The organism is Paenibacillus phocaeensis (assembly GCF_900021165.1).
In the GTDB taxonomy this organism is placed as follows: Bacteria; Bacillota; Bacilli; order Paenibacillales; family Paenibacillaceae; genus Fontibacillus; species Fontibacillus phocaensis.
Map to the genome: position 1 here is coordinate 99,388 of NZ_FCOQ01000030.1, position 16,517 is coordinate 115,904.

The 16,517-nt window shown below is 50.8% G+C and carries 17 protein-coding genes; 4 read left to right on the plus strand and 13 right to left on the minus strand.

Annotation, left to right across the window (positions count from 1 at the left end):
- Nucleotides 1–10: 10 nt before the first annotated feature.
- From BN3795_RS19215 to hxlA, 9 genes are all read right to left on the minus strand, one after another.
- Nucleotides 11–2,143 (minus strand): hydantoinase/oxoprolinase family protein, encoded by a 2,133-nt coding sequence (locus tag BN3795_RS19215; protein WP_068786312.1) that lies wholly within the window; start codon nt 2,141–2,143, stop codon nt 11–13.
- 58 nt (nt 2,144–2,201) lie between these two features.
- A complete protein-coding gene (locus BN3795_RS19220) occupies nt 2,202–3,554 on the minus strand; it encodes a citrate transporter (protein ID WP_232729982.1) in 1,353 nt (450 codons plus the stop codon).
- 248 nt (nt 3,555–3,802) lie between these two features.
- Complete coding sequence (locus tag BN3795_RS19225; RefSeq protein WP_068786313.1) at nt 3,803–5,221, minus strand: beta/gamma crystallin-related protein; 1,419 nt, start codon at nt 5,219–5,221, stop codon at nt 3,803–3,805.
- 191 nt (nt 5,222–5,412) lie between these two features.
- Entirely contained in the window at nt 5,413–5,772 is a 360-nt protein-coding gene (locus BN3795_RS19230) for a hypothetical protein (protein WP_068786314.1), read from the minus strand.
- Nucleotides 5,773–5,917: 145 nt separating this feature from the next.
- The gene (locus BN3795_RS19235) at nt 5,918–6,673 is read right to left on the minus strand and encodes an ABC transporter permease (protein WP_068786315.1); all 756 of its coding nucleotides are present in this window, start codon (nt 6,671–6,673) and stop codon (nt 5,918–5,920) included.
- Entirely contained in the window at nt 6,667–7,443 is a 777-nt protein-coding gene (locus tag BN3795_RS19240; RefSeq protein WP_068786316.1) for an ABC transporter ATP-binding protein, read from the minus strand. Before BN3795_RS19240 ends, BN3795_RS19235 begins: the two co-directional genes overlap by 7 nt.
- On the minus strand, nt 7,424–8,452 hold the full coding sequence (locus tag BN3795_RS19245; RefSeq protein ID WP_068786317.1) for an ABC transporter substrate-binding protein: 1,029 nt from the start codon (nt 8,450–8,452) through the stop codon (nt 7,424–7,426). Before BN3795_RS19245 ends, BN3795_RS19240 begins: the two co-directional genes overlap by 20 nt.
- 251 nt (nt 8,453–8,703) lie before the next feature.
- Entirely contained in the window at nt 8,704–9,261 is a 558-nt protein-coding gene (gene hxlB, locus BN3795_RS19250) for a 6-phospho-3-hexuloisomerase (RefSeq protein WP_068786318.1), read from the minus strand.
- A 7-nt stretch (nt 9,262–9,268) separates the two neighbouring features.
- Nucleotides 9,269–9,901: a 3-hexulose-6-phosphate synthase gene (gene hxlA, locus BN3795_RS19255; RefSeq protein ID WP_068786319.1), complete on the minus strand. Its 633-nt coding sequence runs from the start codon at nt 9,899–9,901 to the stop codon at nt 9,269–9,271.
- Between the two features lie 219 nt (nt 9,902–10,120).
- Here hxlA and BN3795_RS19260 point away from each other — a divergent pair, with 219 nt between their 5' ends.
- Nucleotides 10,121–10,477: a winged helix-turn-helix transcriptional regulator gene (locus tag BN3795_RS19260; RefSeq protein ID WP_068786320.1), complete on the plus strand. Its 357-nt coding sequence runs from the start codon at nt 10,121–10,123 to the stop codon at nt 10,475–10,477.
- A 265-nt stretch (nt 10,478–10,742) separates the two neighbouring features.
- On the opposite strand, the gene BN3795_RS19265 is transcribed toward BN3795_RS19260, so the two are convergent.
- The 4 genes from BN3795_RS19265 to BN3795_RS19280 form a co-directional block, all read right to left on the minus strand.
- A complete protein-coding gene (locus tag BN3795_RS19265; protein ID WP_068786321.1) occupies nt 10,743–11,729 on the minus strand; it encodes a DUF5643 domain-containing protein in 987 nt (328 codons plus the stop codon).
- A 162-nt stretch (nt 11,730–11,891) separates the two neighbouring features.
- Nucleotides 11,892–12,887, minus strand: a complete 996-nt coding sequence (locus BN3795_RS19270; RefSeq protein ID WP_068786322.1) for a DUF5643 domain-containing protein — start codon at nt 12,885–12,887, stop codon at nt 11,892–11,894.
- Nucleotides 12,888–13,152: 265 nt separating this feature from the next.
- Nucleotides 13,153–14,373, minus strand: a complete 1,221-nt coding sequence (locus tag BN3795_RS19275) for a DUF4179 domain-containing protein (protein ID WP_068786323.1) — start codon at nt 14,371–14,373, stop codon at nt 13,153–13,155.
- Nucleotides 14,360–14,917 carry a sigma-70 family RNA polymerase sigma factor gene (locus BN3795_RS19280; protein ID WP_408635052.1) on the minus strand — a complete coding sequence of 186 codons (558 nt, stop codon included), beginning with the start codon at nt 14,915–14,917 and terminating at the stop codon, nt 14,360–14,362. Before BN3795_RS19280 ends, BN3795_RS19275 begins: the two co-directional genes overlap by 14 nt.
- Before the next feature lie 251 nt (nt 14,918–15,168).
- On the opposite strand from BN3795_RS19280, the gene BN3795_RS19285 reads away from it, so the two are divergent.
- The 3 genes from BN3795_RS19285 to BN3795_RS19295 all read left to right on the plus strand — a co-directional run bounded on the left by BN3795_RS19285 (nt 15,169) and on the right by BN3795_RS19295 (nt 16,502).
- The gene (locus tag BN3795_RS19285) at nt 15,169–15,753 is read left to right on the plus strand and encodes a TetR family transcriptional regulator (RefSeq protein WP_110945262.1); all 585 of its coding nucleotides are present in this window, start codon (nt 15,169–15,171) and stop codon (nt 15,751–15,753) included.
- 85 nt (nt 15,754–15,838) lie between these two features.
- Nucleotides 15,839–16,186 carry a DMT family transporter gene (locus tag BN3795_RS19290; protein ID WP_068786324.1) on the plus strand — a complete coding sequence of 116 codons (348 nt, stop codon included), beginning with the start codon at nt 15,839–15,841 and terminating at the stop codon, nt 16,184–16,186.
- 1 nt (nt 16,187) lies between these two features.
- Nucleotides 16,188–16,502 (plus strand): DMT family transporter, encoded by a 315-nt coding sequence (locus tag BN3795_RS19295; protein ID WP_068786325.1) that lies wholly within the window; start codon nt 16,188–16,190, stop codon nt 16,500–16,502.
- The last annotated feature ends 15 nt before the right edge of the window (nt 16,503–16,517 follow it).

Consider the following 16,517-nt stretch of genomic DNA (forward strand, 5'->3'; position numbering starts at 1 on the left):
TTTCGGCACGTCAACTTTGCTTCATATTGGCAGCGATCACGATCATCTCCGTATCCGGTTCAAAGGTGGACACTTCGATCTCCATGAGCAGCTCCAATTGTTCAAATTCGGATGCTGTAAAATCCATTACCCGCGCGCCGATGCACAAATAATAGTCCGGCCGGGCAATCAGCTCCGTCCGGTAGACGGCCATGTCTTCCCACAATTTCTTCACGGCGCGCAAATACTCGCCGGCGGTTGTCTTGATGGCCATGGCGCGGCCACGTTGAATTTTGATGAATCCTTTGCTGTCCAGAATCCGAATGGCACCGGCGTCTCCCGCTTTGTCGACCTGTTCGCCGAAGATATGGAAATACCGCGTCTTCTCCAGCAATTGCGTCCGCTCGACGGGAATCCGCATATCGTTTGCGGCAATTTCCCGGAGTTCCTCCTCGCTGCACTCCTTCAGCAGCTCATTGGTTTTCACTTCCGTGGAACCGGTGGCGATCGCCGTGACCTTCGAGGTCTGCGGATCGATATCGATATGGATTTCCACGCTCTCCGGCGTGGCCCCGCTTTGAATCGCTTTATTCATCGCTTCCATTTTGATCGCGCCGATCTGCTCTTTGGTCGGCGATGGAATGATCCGCTCCACCACGTCCCTGACCATGGCGAGAGCGACGCCGATCGAAGAGATGACCTCGGCGTTTTCGGGAATGCTGTATTTCAGCCCCATTTTCTCCGCAAAATAGACGATCAGCGAAGCCGCCCCGCCCCCGACGCCAACCAGCGAAATCTGATCTTTCTCCAATTTGTATTTTTCCGCTAACGCCAAAATGACCGGTTCGATCTTCGCATACGCTTTCGCCATGATTTGCCCGGCGATATCCTCGGCCGTCGTGCCGCAATAATCGGCCAGCGCCTGCATCGCCTTCCGCGCCGCTTCCGCATTGCCGTAGGAGAAGTGCTCTTCCTTCACCAGTCCAAGCACATTGGCCGCGCAGGAATTCGTAATCGTCACCCGCTCGCCGCTCTCCAGGCGGATCGCCACATAGTCCGCCGGATCGCCGGGTTTGGGCGAGAAGAATTCAACCTTAGGCCCTTTGATTTGGGCCGGATCGGTAAATACCGCATAATCAAGCCCGGCGATGTGCGCAGACCGCGGACCGACGTCAATCACCCCGTTTTTGTCGGCGCGCACCATCGATCCCCCGGCTACGCCGAGCACCCGTACATCCAGTGAATTGACATAGGTGGGATGACCGCCGACAATCGAGTAATCGATCGCCGGGCGGCCGTTCTTGATGACGCCGATATTGGTTGTCGTGCCGCCCACCTCGAAATACACCCCGTTGGAGGCTCTTAGATACATCAAAGAGCCCATGACCGAAGCGGCCGGTCCGGACAACATCGTAAGAATCGGGCGCTTCTTCATTTCGGTGATCTCCATGACCCCGCCGTCGCCGCGCATGATCATCAAGGGCACGTGCACGCCGGCTTCCCGAACGGATTGCTCCGTGGAATTGGCCGTATCCAACATTTTGGGAAGAATGCTGGCGTTAATCGCCGCTGTTCGGGTTCGACGGGTCAGCCCGTACAACTTCGTGATATCGGACGCCATCGTGGTGGGAAGCCCTTTTTTCTCCGCTTCCTCGTATACATGCTGCTCGGGTCCGCCGTGATCGACGCCAAAGGCCATGGACGGGACAATCACCTGCGCTCCCATCCGTTCCAGCTCTTCAATGACCTGCGGCACGGTCTCCTTTGCCATTTTCTTGACATTGATAAAGCGGTTGTAAATTTGAATCTGCTTGTTGTTCCCCAAGTCGATATTGGACAATTTCGTCTGTTTTTTGGCCAGGAAACCTTCAAATCCGCCTTTGCCCATGCCGATAATGCCAACCTGGGCGATATCGCCTTCGATCAGCGCGTTGGTCGCTTGCGTTGTACTGTGCGCGACGAACACGACGTCTTCCGGCCGGATCTGATTTTCCTTCAGACAGTTCTGGAAGCATTTCACAACCCCGGCGGCCACGCCCCGAACATCGTCATGCGTCGTCTTCACGGACGATTTGCCGATAATCTCGTGGGTTTCGTTGTCGATGGCCACGGCTTTGGTATGCGTTCCTCCTACGTCTATCCCCATGCGAATCATTCTGCTCATGTTTGTCCTCCCATCCTTGAATCGCCGGCTCCCCCAAAGGCGGCAGCCGGCTGCTCTGTTAAACCAGACTGCCGTACATCACGTACACGACGGCGCAAAGAAGAATCCCGATGATCCAGCCCGTAGGAATGGACATCTTCATATATTCTCTGGCCGGCACCTTCGTATAGCCGAAGCCCCAGGCAACCCAGGACTGGGTCACGTCCAAGTGCTGCGGCGCAACTGTCGTCACAGCGAATAACGGATACAAGAATTGCACCGGCCAGGCGGCCGTTGCTACGACCACGGCCAGAATGGCCGCCCCCGATCCGACCAGATTCATCGGGCCGCGGAAGAAGCCGAGCGGCGTTAAGACGGCAAATACGATACAGAGCAAGAGCGCCGTCTGCGGCATCACTCCGCCGAAGAGGATTTTAAAGTAGGGCGCTGCGTAGGTCGCCGCATTATTGAACATGGCGAGCGTCAGCAGGAACCCGATCATAGGCGCTACATCGATCGCCCCGTCCGCAAACTGCTTCGATAACATGCGGCAAATGCTGGCGAAGCCGCCCTTTAATTTGCCGCAGGTCAACAAAGCGAACAAGCCGGCAGCGATAAATCCGAAAATGATCGGAATTTTGAACAGAACCACACCGATGACTGGCAGGATGATTGCAATCCAGGAGATGGCCGGCGCATCGCTGGAATGTTGTTCTTCAGGCGTCTCAGCCGCCCAGGCGCGGGAGAGCTTCTTGGTGTTCATAGCGAGGTTGGCCACAACGAGCACGATGATCAACGAGACGCCCATCGCGATCATGCCGAAGGTGAAATAGTCGTTATAATCATAGCTGGCATAGCTTTCGTTAGCGGTAGCGAAGAAGGCCTGATACTGTTTGAAGTTCACGATATTCCCGAAGATCCCGGCCATAATGGAGCCCATGAAGGAAAATAAGGCGATCGGCGAAGGAATGCCGAGCGACAACATGATCGGCAAGACGATGACGGCGATAGAAATCACCGGCCCGATGCCGGTCATAGAGGTGAAAATCACGGCTGTCACAATACAAAGCAGCGACATGGTCACCCGCGGTTTGTCTCCGCCCAATTCCACCACTTTGCGAATTAGAGTGGCGGCGATGCCGGTGTCGATCAAGATTCTGCCGAAGAATGCACCGAAGAAAACGTTTACAAGTATGGCTTTGCCATAGTTTTCGGGTCCCGTCTGAAACACATTTGTCAGCACGGAAACCCAGGTCTGTCCCTCCATCATGGAGTTCGGCGAAATGGCATTGCCGATCAAAGCGATCGCCGTCCATAGGACCGACATGATAAAGAAGCCAACCATCAGGTTGTACCCCTTCACGCAATACCACACGAGCCCAAAAAACGACAGGACCATCATGAAACCGATTACAACATTGGCTGCATCCACAAAATGCCCTCCTCAAAAAATAGGAATAAAACAACGTTAACTAACATACTAACATGCTATTTTTGTTACTAACATGTTAGTTGTTCGGTGAAATATTACCATGTCGCCCAGATCGCGTCAATAGGTTTCCGCACACGTTAGTTCTGGTGTTGAAAAAAGAAAACCGCCTACAAAAAGGCGGTCATTTACACGGTTCACGTTAATGAAGTATAAACTTCTCAATACCGTAACCCTCCGTAACTCATGATTTATGAGGTACGCTCTACTTTTATGGAAGAAGTCTTGTCGTTAAAGTCGTTACCGAGATAGGAAGTATCACTCAGCAATACTTTGGTTGCTCCCTGGAAATCTCCATGCTCATAAAGGGTAACCTTGTAGCCGCTCGGTACTTTTAGGGAAGAGATCGAGTCGTTAGGGATTCCCTTAGCGGCAAGATCGCTTACGTTATAACTGCCCACATCCAGGCTGACAGCGGCCCCCTTGTAATTGGCATCCTTATAAACGACAGGTATTCTTTCAATCTTGAGGGAAGACGTCTTATCATTAAAATCTCCGAGAGATGCGGCGTCCGAGGTAACCACCCTTTGCGCACCGCCGAAATTCAAATGTTCATAGAGAGTGACCTTAATGCCGGGAGTCACCTTCAACGAAGAAAGCGTATCGTTTGCAATACCGGCCGCTACCATTTCATTGTAATTGTAGGAGCCTGTCCCAAGCGTTACGGCATACCCCCCGTAATTGGCATCTCCGTAGAAGATGGCCCCTTCCGAGATCGTCTCCCCATAGGTGACTTGAGGGAACTCTCGGCGTGCGGCCTGGTATTGGCTTTCGAATTCACTGGGCCAGCCGAAAGCCGTGACGGCGAGAGCTTTCAAATCAGCCTTAGCCGCGCCACTCATAAAGTGTACGTACTCGCCCATATTCATATTTCTCGTATACTGACCGGACGAATTTTTCGGGTAGTGCTGAGCCAGCAACTGGAAGTATCTCGTCAGCACTTGCTTCCCTCCATGGTTGCTATAAATCGGATAATACCAGTTTTTAAACCAGTAGGTTCCGGCTTGCGGGAAATTTTCCGCCTTGCTGGTGAAGCTGTTGTAAATTCGCTGGGCTTCGCTGTTTAATCCTAATGCTTTATAAACATCATATTGATAAATTTCAGCCCACTTGCTGTCTCCCCACAGTCTGAAGGCGGGAGAACCCTTCGTGCCATTGGTCGCGAATTCTACGATATGGGCCACCTCATGGACCAGGACATCCAAATTCCAACCGCTTGGACTCTTGAAGTCGGAGCCGCCGATATCGATGACATTACGGTAGTCATGGTCGGCGTTATAAGCGTAGCCTGGGTGGCCGCCGCTATACTTCTTGTTATGGAGAACGACATAAAGCCGACCATCCCCGCCCATCGGGCCATAAGTTTGCTTGGTGTATCTCCATACATCGGCAGCGGTCGAATGAATCCAGCCTATTTGATTCGGGTCGATATCCCCATCTACATAAACCGCCACCTCATCATTGTAGTCGACCAACTTAAGCAACTCCTTATGCTCAAACCAGTGCTCTTGCCAGGTTGGAGGCGGAGCGCTCGCCGCGCTTGCCGATGCCTGCGGAAGGGAACATAAAACAATAACTAACGCCATAAAGAAAACCCATGATTTCTTCACAATACCTTCCTCCTCATTCGTTCATTTCCTTTAATTTAAATATTATGGAATATGTTTACATGGCATAGATTAATTAATTTTGGTAGATAATGCAACCTCAAAATATACTTTGGGAAAAATAAAAAAACATCTGCTAGATGCAGATGTAGGTTCATGCTAACCAGGATCCGGTTTGTTGGAGTTCTCAAAATTTATAGAATTTTTTCCTTTAATAAAAAAATATCGCGATCATGCTCCGAGGCCTTGTTCATCAAGTACCTCATGGTCTCGGGAACGTTGCCCGGCTCCGATTCGATCCGCGCCAGCTGCTCGTCTACAGAATGGACAACACCTTTCAATTCGTCCATATCCGCCTTCAATTCATTCACGTCCGCTTTCATCACTGTCATGTCCGCCTTTAATTCATTCACGTCCGCCTTTAATTCGTTCATATCTGATTTCATCACGACCATGTCTGCCTTCATACTCTGCTGTTCAGTAACCACCTTGCCAACCATCCCAATCAGTTGAGAGAGCATATCCTCGATGCGATCCAGTCTATCCTCGGACATTGTGTACCTCCCTGTGCAAAGTTATATTCCTATAGTGGATCATAACAAACGTGTGTTCGGGCGTCAAGATTCGACTTTGAGTCGAATCCACTGCATCTGCTCTGCTTCATCATGGGAACATGACTTTTTGAACAACCTTATAGTTTCAATGGTTTCGCCACTTCATGAAACGATAGTCCAGGAGGTCCACCAGCAGGAACAGGACGAATCCGACCAGGCTGAACAGCAGGATGCCGGCGTACATTTGCGGATAATCGAGCCTCAGCCAGGCGTCCATGATAAAGAAACCCATGCCATGCTCGGTGCCGTAGATTTCCGTGAAGAACAGGACCGAAATCGCCGTGCCCAGCGAGATGCGGATCGTGCTGAGGATCACGGACAACGCACCGGGAAGGGTAATATGCCAAAATTTCTGACCGGCCCCGGCACCGATGGTTGTCAGGACCTCATAGGCGTTTGCGGGAATTGCTTTAACTCCGTCCCGTACGGAAATGATAATCTGGAACAACAGGATCAGCATGATCATGAGGATCTTGGACGTCTCGCCAAGCCCGAAGAACAGCATCGCCACCGGGAGCAGTGCGATCTTCGGCACCGGGTATGTCAAATACACCACCGGGTCCAGCAGTTTATTCCAGAGCGGCGAACGCCCCATCAGAAGTCCGATCAGCAAGCCGGCGACCAGCGCCAGCAGGACACCGGCAAAAATGCGCATCAAACTGTAGCCGACATTCAGCGCGACCTCCCTTCCGCCAAGCTGTCCCATGGCCCGATAGACTTCCAGCGGACCGGGCAAGATCGGATGATTCACCAGCAAATACGCCGCGTACCATAGCGCGTTTATCCCCAGGAACACTAGTAGTAATCGGAATATATAAATAAGCCGTCGTTGATTCACCATTTCGTCTGCATAACCTTTCTGATTCTCTTGATCTGGGCAAAAAAAGCGTCGCTGGCCCGCTTCTCCTCGTATTCCAGCCCGAATACCGCCTCGTTGTCGATAATCTCCGGCGCCTCGCGCTTGTTGGAGGGGAGCATGATGATCTTCTGTCCCAGCAGAACGGCCTCGTCCACATCATGCGTCACGAACAGCGCTGTGGCCGGGTTGTCCCGCCAATGCTCCAGGAACAACTGCTGCAGCGCTTCCCGCGTCATCGCATCCAGCGCAGAGAACGGCTCGTCCAGCAATAAAATCGACGGCACAATCGCAAAGGCCCGCGCAATCGCCACCCGCTGCTGCTGTCCCCCGCTCAGCGACAACGGATAACGTTCCGCCAACTCTGCGATGCCCATCGCAGACAGCCATCGGTCAATTTGAGCCTCCCGTGCTTGCTTGTCCTGCCCCGTGGGATTCGCGATCTTCATCGCCACCCTGATGTTGGCCCTTACCGTCTTCCAAGGGAGCAGGCCGTAATTTTGCGGCACCAGACCAATCAGAATATCCTGCCCGCGCAGCGATCGCCCATTGAACAGCAGCTCCCCCCGGTATTCCGGCAGGAGGCCGGATACAGCGCGCAGCAGGGTGGATTTTCCGCTCCCGGAAGGTCCCAATAGGGTGTAAATCCCATGCTCCGGCAAGGTGAAATCCACTCTGCCCAGTGCCAATTCCCCGCTCTTGTACTCGACCTCAAGCCCCTTTACGCTTAGCCCGTTATTGCTTGAATTGGACATCGGAGATCACTTCTTCGGGGGTGAGGTTTCGGGTCAGCAGACCCTTCTCGCGGGCCCAGGCAAAAGCCGCCTCGACCTCTTTGACATCGACCTGGTTCGCCGGGATGTAAGCCGGAACCTTAATTTGGTCCTTCAACGCTGTCGGGTAGCCGACCTCCTTGATCACCAGGTCGATATAATCCTTCTGATCGTGGGCTTGCATGTACGCTACCGCATCGTCATAAGCGGCGTACATCGCGCGGATCGCTTCCGGCTTGGCATCGATCGCGCTTTGCGGGAAGGCCAGCACGAACGGGTTCACCTGGGCCTGACTCGTGGAGCTGAGCACGCGCAAGCCGGACGCCGTTCCCATCGTGACATACGGCTCCGGCAAAACCGCGGCGTCCGCTTTGTTATTTTTCAGCAGCTCCAGCCGGGTTGGAATTTGCGGCACTTCCGTTACTTGGATATCCTCCTCCGTCAGACCGGCCTGTTTCAGCATCATGGCAACGGTATACTGCGTGGAGGTGTTTTTGGACAGGATCACGGTTTTGCCCTTCAGATCCTTCACGTCCTGAATTTCGTCATTGCCGGTCAGCAGATCGAATTCCCCGAAGGTCGTGCTGGTGATTTTGACGTTCAGCCCCGCTTCATTATAGATTGAAATGGCGACCAGATCGGCGCTTAGCCCATCAACCTTCCCGGCTTGAAACGCGACATCGCGATCTTTGGCGCTTTTGAAGGTTTGGATGTTCAGATGCACCCCGCGTTTCTGATCAAAACCCTGCTCATGGGCGATAATGAACGGAATAGCATCGATCGAGGGCAAGAGGCCCAGCGACAGCTCCGGCAGCTTCGCTCCCGTATCTTCGCCTTGCGCGTCTCCCGCCGTCTGCGCCGCCGCTGGATTGCCCTCGCTGCCTGTTCCGGCTTGATTCGTCTTGCTTCCGCACGCTGCGCTCAGGATGCTGACGACAAGCACCAACGCCAGCAGCAGCATCATTCTTCTTCCGGTTGCCCCAAACTTCATGGTTGTCCCATCTCCCCTATGTGTTCTATCTCGAATTGGCATCACCATGTGCCTCTTTACTTGAGACATCCTCCGCAACTTTGCGCATTTATTCACATAACAAATTACACACCGGCGAAGTGCTCGTCCATTCGTCTCAAGTAATGTCATTTTACACCTATCACCGCATTTTGTATATTTTCAAATTTAAATAGTTGGCAAAATAAAACAAAAAAGCCCATTAGAAATGAATCCAATGGGCTGCTGCGGCGTTATTCCAGGTTTGCGTGCCTGTCGTACATCTCGCTGCCTGTAATCTCTCTGCGTTCCATGCATTTCAAAATGACCGCGTCGTAAAAAATCAACAGCGTTTGTTCAAACAAGGAGGCCATAGGCTGAATCGTATTGGATCGGCTAATCTCCTTATCCTTCGGAGAGCCCGGCAGGCGCACGATCACGTCGGCCAGTTTCCCGATGGCGGATTCGGGGAATATCGTGACGAGCGCTACCCCGGCTTCCAGCGTTTTCGCCTTTTGCGCCATGCTGACCAGCGCTTTCGTCTCTCCGGATCCGGAGCCGATGACTAGCAAGTCGCCCTTGCCGATGCTTGGGGTCACCGTTTCGCCGACGACATAGGCGTTATGGCCCATTTGCATCAGCCGCATGGCAAACGATTTTGCCATGAACCCGGAGCGGCCCGCGCCGGCCACAAACACTTTATCGGCCTGAAGCAGGCGGTCCGCTAACCGATCTGCTTCGGCTTCCTGAATAAAGGAGACGGCATGCTGCAGCTCTTCGATAATTTTTGCGGCGTACTGCACGGTATCCATCCGCGCGTTACCCCTGAGCAACCAATCTTTGCATTTCTGCGGCCACGGCCTTTTTGTCGGCCTGTCCGGTGATGCCTCCACCGACGATGACAAGATCGGGATTGGCCTTGATTACGTCGGGCAAGGTGTCCAGCTTGATTCCGCCAGCCACCGCCGTTTTGGAATTTTTCACGACGTTCTTGATGATCCGCAGTTGTTCAAACGGACTTTGGCCTTCCGCCTGCAAATCGTAACCGGTATGAACGCAGATGTAGTCCACGCCCAATGCGTCGATTTCCCGTGCGCGGGCTTCGATATCTTTTACGTTGATCATATCCACCAAAATTTTCGTGTTATGCTTTTTGGCTTCTTCCACAGCGCCCCGGATCGTAGCGTCGTCCGTCGCCGCCAGAACGGTTACGATATCCGCGCCGGCTTCCGCGGCTTTCATCACTTCGTATGCGCCGGCATCCATCACTTTCAAATCGGCCAGCACTTTTAACGACGGGAACTGTTCCTTTATTTCTTTGACCGCGCGGAGGCCTTCATTGATAACCACAGGGGTTCCGATTTCCACGATATCGATATGCTCCTGGACCTCGGCGACAATTTGCTTGGCTTCCGGGATGTTGACAAGATCAAGCGCCAACTGCAATTCCATTGTTATCACTCCATGATTTAGAATGTGGTGAACGTAAGCCCATCATAACCGCGAACTGCAAACCATGTAAGTACGCACTTTAAACACATATAGTAACTTGAAAATAACTATACGTCCTTGATCCGCACCTATTGTCCTGAAGTATACTGTACTCCCCTTTTTGTGGAATAGTGTCAAATAGGAATCTGTATGGTAGGATGGGATTGGAGGTGAGATAACGTGGGAAGATTTGATGAAAGAACGTTTAACTGCGAAAAGGAGCTGACCCTGCATATCATTGGAGGGAAGTGGAAAATGCTCATTATGTGGCATCTTGGCAAGGAGGGGACCAAACGGTTCAACGAACTCCGTTCCCTCATTCCCGGAATTACCCAACGCATGCTCGTCAATCAGTTGCGGGAGCTGGAGGAGGATCTCATCGTCCATCGCGAGGTGTATCCCGTGGTTCCGCCCAAAGTGGAGTATACGCTCACCGAACACGGCCAAAGCCTGATGCCGATCCTGGAGTCCATGTATGAATGGGGCATGAATTATAAAATCAATGTGTTAAAAAATCAGGAGGTTATTGCGGAGTAAGCGCGATCCCCACCGTCAAATTAAATAATTAAACTTTTCCGGAAAGCGATTTAAGCCTAATTCGAGCTCGGTAGTGAGTTATTTTGCCATCTCCCGTAGTCTCGTTAATATTCGGTAGGCAGCAAGCAAGTAATCTTTGTTTTTTCGGCATCCCTCCTTTGGCGATTATCGTCGGGTTTTGTCATACCCGTTCTTTTTAAGTGTAACTAAAAAAGGTTTGCTCGGGCCATAATACTCGGCGCACAGAGCAAACCAATAAAGACGATTATTTTACTTTTACGGTCATTTCCAGCTCTTTGATATAGTTCTTAATCAGTTTGCCGTTGTTGTCCGTTTTAAATATGCCGGGAGAATTGGGATCGTTTGGATTATTGGGTACGAAATCGGGCTCGAATGCTTTGATTGTAATCGACTTGGCGCCTTTGCCCGAAGCACTGAACACAAAGTCATTATACGTATCGCCATTTTTGTTATTCTCGTCACTTCCATGACCTGAAATCATCGCTATCTCGTTCCCTTGATCATCCACAGCTTCATACATAATATGCGAAGACTTGTTTTTATCTAACCTTTTCTCAATCAACTGAACTCGGGTAGAGGTCGATGTCACATTAAGTTTACTTAAGGTAACGCTATAGTCCCCACGTTTTTTCGTTAGATTTGGTTTCAAAGCCTTGCCCTTGGTTTTTTGCAACGTCATAGTAAGCGTATACGGTTTGTCCACACCCTCCAAAGTCACTTTGGCGGTAAGCTTGAACTTATCTGGAAACGCTTTGAGGCTGCCGCCAAGCCAGGATGGATCGACCATTGAAATTTTCATCGTGTCCGGTGTAGCGCCCGGCTCCCATACGATGCTTGGTCTTTGGGACATAGACTTTCCACCTCCATACTCGTAAGCGGATTTACCGTCGATAAAGAGCTTGAGGTCTTTAATTGCACCTTTCTCATAAATATAATCATGGGTCTTTTCATCATATTTTCCATTTATTTCGCCGGTAAGCCCTTTGCCGCTCCGCTTCAGGGTAATGCCGACATAGTTGCCGTCATAGATTGCTTGGGAAATCTCCAGCGTAATGCCTTGCTGGGTTACGCTTGGAGCTTTGGCCTTGGCCGCACTCAGCGTCCCGCCGCTTTTCGCCGCTGAAGTCGCTGCCGCGGTCGGCCCGGCCGCTTCCGCAGCCCCCCAGGCCGTACCGAGCAGCAGCGCGCCGGCCAGTGCCGCAGAGGACATCACTTTATATGTTTTTTTCATTCAAAAAACCCCTCCATGAAATTTGATTTTCGAGAATTCGCTCTTCATTGAGCTCTCTATTGGATTAGATGGATAAGTACACCAAAACGTTATATTTTGTGCGTGAAAATTTAAAAGCCTGCAGCGCTTTGCTGCAGGCCCGCCCACTGCCGGATTTGACTTTTACTTAATATTAACCGTCATTTCCAGCTCTTTGATATAGTTCTTAATGAGTTTGCCGCTGCTGTCCGTTTTATAGATGCCGGGAGATGACGGATCGCCTGGATTATCGGGTACGAAATCGGGCTCGAAAGCTCTGATTGTGATCGACTTAGCGTCTTTCCCCAGGGAACTGAGCACATAGTCAGTATACATATCGCCATTTTTGTTTTTCTCGTCGGTTCCTAAACCGGACTTTTGGTCCAGCAGGTTACCTTGGTCATCTACAACTTCATACAAGATGTGCGAATGCTCGCCTTTTTTCAACCCTTTCTCGATCAACTGAATTCGGGTGGAGGTCGATGTCGCATTAAGTTTGCTTAAGGTGACGCTGTAATCCCCGCGTTTTTTCGTCAGATTCGGCTTTAGGGCTTGCAGATTATCCGCGTTTTTTTGCAATGAAAAATCAAAAGTATACGGCTGATCCACGCCCTCCAGGGTGACCTTCGCGGTTAACTTGAACTTGTCCGGGAAAGCCGGGGAAGTCATGCCATTGGTGCCGATCCAGGAAGGATCGACCATTTTAACTTCCACCGTATCCGATGCGGAAGACGGTCCCCAGCCGAGACTCGGTCTTTCTCCTAGGCCTCCCCCGCCGAACTCGTAGATGGATTTGCCGTCGATAAACATTTCAATGTTCTTAATCGCGCCTTTGGGTTGCTCGTATTCCTCGGTCGCTTCATTAAACTTCCCTTCGGTGATGCCGCCGGTATACCCTGTACCGCTCCGCTGCAGCGTAAGGCTGACATAGTTGCCGTCATACAGCGCTTTGCTGACGGTCAGCGTAATGCCGTTGTGGGTAACGCTGTCGGCTTTGGCCACGGAAGCTTGCGCCGCGCTGCTCACTGCCGGCGCTTTAGCCTTTACCGAACCGGCTGCTTCCACTGTTCCCCAAGCCGTTCCGCCGAGCAGCATCCCCATTAAAGCTGCGGTAGTCATCACTTTATATGTTTTTTTCATTGAAAGCCCTCCATAAAAAATTGATTTTCGAGAATTCCCTTTTTATGTCCTGGACAAATTTCTTTTCTTTTTTGAGCGCTCTATAGATTAGATGGATAAGTAATACAAAACGTTATATTCTGAGCGTAAAATTGTAAAAGCCTGCAACGATTTGCTGCAGGCCCCTCGCTAACCGGATTTGACTTTTACTTAATATTAACCGTCATTTCCAGCTCTTTGATATAGTTCTTAATCATTTTGCCCTTGCCTTTTCCCCGGGTTAATTCTAATTGCCATACAGTTTTTCCAAACCCGACCGGTTTACCGGAACGGTAATCTCCAGTTCCTTCACGTAGTTTCTAACGACTTCTCCGTTGCTGTCGACTTTATATTGCCCCGATTCTCCCGGCTTGGTCGACGGGTCAATATATTCAGGCTGAAACGACTTGAGCATAACCGTATCCGGAACCTCCTGCAGCCGGTCAAACAGCATTTCATACCGCGCGTGCATCTGTCCGTTATCGTAGTAGATCCCCACGCCACCTACCAATCCCAGATTTCTGCCTTGATCGTCACACAGATCGAACAGTAAATTATTTCTAAGTGGTCTACTTGCTTTATCTTCTACATTGATGTCGAAAACCACCTTCGTCGTAATCGGCGTATATTGGATTTGCTGAAGCGTAAGCGTAATCCCGTTCCACTTTCTCGTTTCTCCAAAGGTTTCAACGAAACGATCCGTGTTTTTGCGAACGGGCAGTTCGAAAACGAACGGCTCCTCAACGCCTTCCAGCCAAAATTTGGCCGTCAGCACAAAACGATCGGGAAGAATCTGTGACGAATCGCCCGTTTCCGAAATGGCCGACAACTCGTACAGCGCCGCATTGGGATCGGCTGTCGGCCCTCCTTTTGAACTAAATTTATGATTTTTAGAATTATAAGTTGGTTGGCCATCGATAAGCATCTCCCAATCGCGTACAGCCCCTCTTGGGTAAATCGCATCCCTCTCCCGGCCTTCACCTACGAACTTATGGTCCAGAATTCCCCCGTCAAACCCCTCCCCTTCGCGCTTGACCGCCAAAGTTAGGCGAATGCCATCATAAACAACCTGGGGGATACGAAGGGTAATTCCATCATGGGTGACGCTTGCGTCCGTTTCCTCGGCCAGTCCGTGCTCCTCTGCCGTTTGCAGCCCCAGATCGCCGGCCAATTTGAAGATGCCGCCAAGGATAGGGACATTTTTGAGCGATTCGGCCAGCGCCGGCGACACCATGGCACTGCCCAGCCCGATCGTCAAAACGGCGATTGCGGCGGCGGCGGCCACTCCCACTTTAAAGGTCCTAGAGAATCGGGATTTCCGGCCGCTTCGGGTCTGCATCGGAAGATCGGCCAAGGAAGCGTAAACCTCATCCTGGCGGCGGCGAATGATATCGGGAACCTCCCTGACCTCGGTCAATCGTTCCTTGCCGATGTCGCGAAGCGTTTTTTCAAGATCACGCTTTTTCATAAGCCAACTCCTCCATTTCCATTCGCTTAACCTTGTCGGCCAATATTCCTCTGGCCCTATGCAGGCGCCCCCGGACAGCTCCCTCCGAAATTTCCAGCACGCTCGCGACCTCTTTGATCGGCAAATCCTGATAATAAAAAAGATGGATAACGATTCTTAAAGTTTCGTCCAGGTTTTCCACCGCCTCGCGGAGATCCTGCTTGCGGTTCTCTTCATACTCCCCGGTAAACCGCGCCGCTCCCGCCGGTTCCGGCAGCTCCGCCATCACGACGGTTCTACTGCGCATGCGCAGCAATTGATTGCATTCATTGATTAAAATCCGAATTACCCAGGTTTTAAAATATTTCGGCTGCCGCAATGTCGACAATGATTTATAAGCTTTAAGCGTCGTTTCCTGAAATGCGTCCGCACAGTCTTCATCACGTCCTACAATGGACCTCGCCAAACCGTACAGTTCGGGTTCCAGCCTCCGGAAGAGCCGGATAAACGCCTCACGATCCCCCCGCTGCGCGCGCTTGACTTCCAGTACCATATCTTGTTGCACGAATTTCAACTCCTTTTGAGGGCCCTCTGTAAGATTAGATGGGCAAGCCTGCTAAAAGGTTATACCCGTACCAAAAAAAGTTCAACATGCTATAAAGGATCGTCCTCCACCGCATTCGGACAAGCGGCTCTTCCGCATGTCGATCAAAATAGAATCCGACGCGCTTGCTGGGAATAACTTGTTGACAATCCTATCCCCCTTTTCTATAATGAATGACAATCATTCATAAATAATCGAGGAGGGGAACGCATTTGGCAAATCCCACGGACGGAAAATACAAGCTCCTTTTGAACGCGGCCATGAATGTCATTACAGAAAAAGGATACGAGAAGACGGTTATTTCCGATATCGTAAAAAAGGCGGGGGTTGCCCAAGGTACGTTTTATTTGTATTTCCCCTCCAAAAAAGCGTTAATTCCGGCGATTGCCGATCATCTTCTATCCCTCACTTTCGGCAAAATCAAAGATCAAGCGCAGGATCAAGCAAGCATTTGGGACGTGTTGAAGGTCGTCATCGACGAGACTTTCAGCATCACCGATGCCTACAAAGAAATCCTGGTGCTATGTTACTCCGGGCTTGCGATTGAGCATTCCATGGAGAAATGGGAAGCCATCTATGCTCCTTATTATGATTGGTTCGAGGACATCTTATCGAAAGCAGCCGGAAACCATGAGATCATCCCTGACCTTCACGCCAAATGGACGGCCAAACTGCTGATCAATCTCATTGAGAATGCTGCCGAACGATTTTATATCGGACTTGAACAAGAGGAGCCCCTGGACGTCTATAAGACCCGGGTATTTCAATTTATCCAAAGATCATTACGGGCAACCTGAAGAAAGAGTCCCGAATAACCTCTTCAATTTTTTTGCAATAAAATGACTGACATTCATTCATTTGAATGGAAAGGAAATGAGACTGATGAACAAAGGTTGGATTTATGTCCTTTTTACTTCGCTACTTGAGTTGTTTTGGGTGTTTGGCTTTAATGTTGCCGATACTTGGTGGCATTGGGGGATCATTGTAGCAGTGATTCTCATTGACATGCACGTTCTTTCCAAAGCATGCGAGTCATTGCCGACAGGCACCGTATATGCTGTCTTTGCCGCAGCCGGCACCGTGGGCACGGCGCTAATGGATATCCTTCTTTTCGATGCGGAATTCAGCGTGGCCAAAGGCATATTTATGGGGATTCTGGTCATTGGAGTGATTGCCTTGAAACTATCCGATAACAAGCCGGAATCCGAATCGGCAAAAGGAGCTCGGTAAGATGGGTTGGTTATTCGTATTTGTTGCTGCGATGTTGGAGTTGGTTGGCGTCGTCGGTTTAAAAAAATTCAGCCAAAGAAAATCGATGATGAATTTGCTGATGTTCTTTGGCGGTTTTGGAGGATCTTTTGCGTTTCTTTACGCTTCATTTAACGATCTTCAAGTCAGCGTCGCCTATGCGGTCTGGATTGGATTAGGGACTTCGGCGGCCGTTCTGGTCAACATGATCTTTTTTGGTGAATCCAAAAGTATCGGGCGCATGATCAGTCTCATCATCATTGTCGTGGGCGTGGTTGGACTGAAGGCCGTTTCATAATCTTCGAAGAAGAGA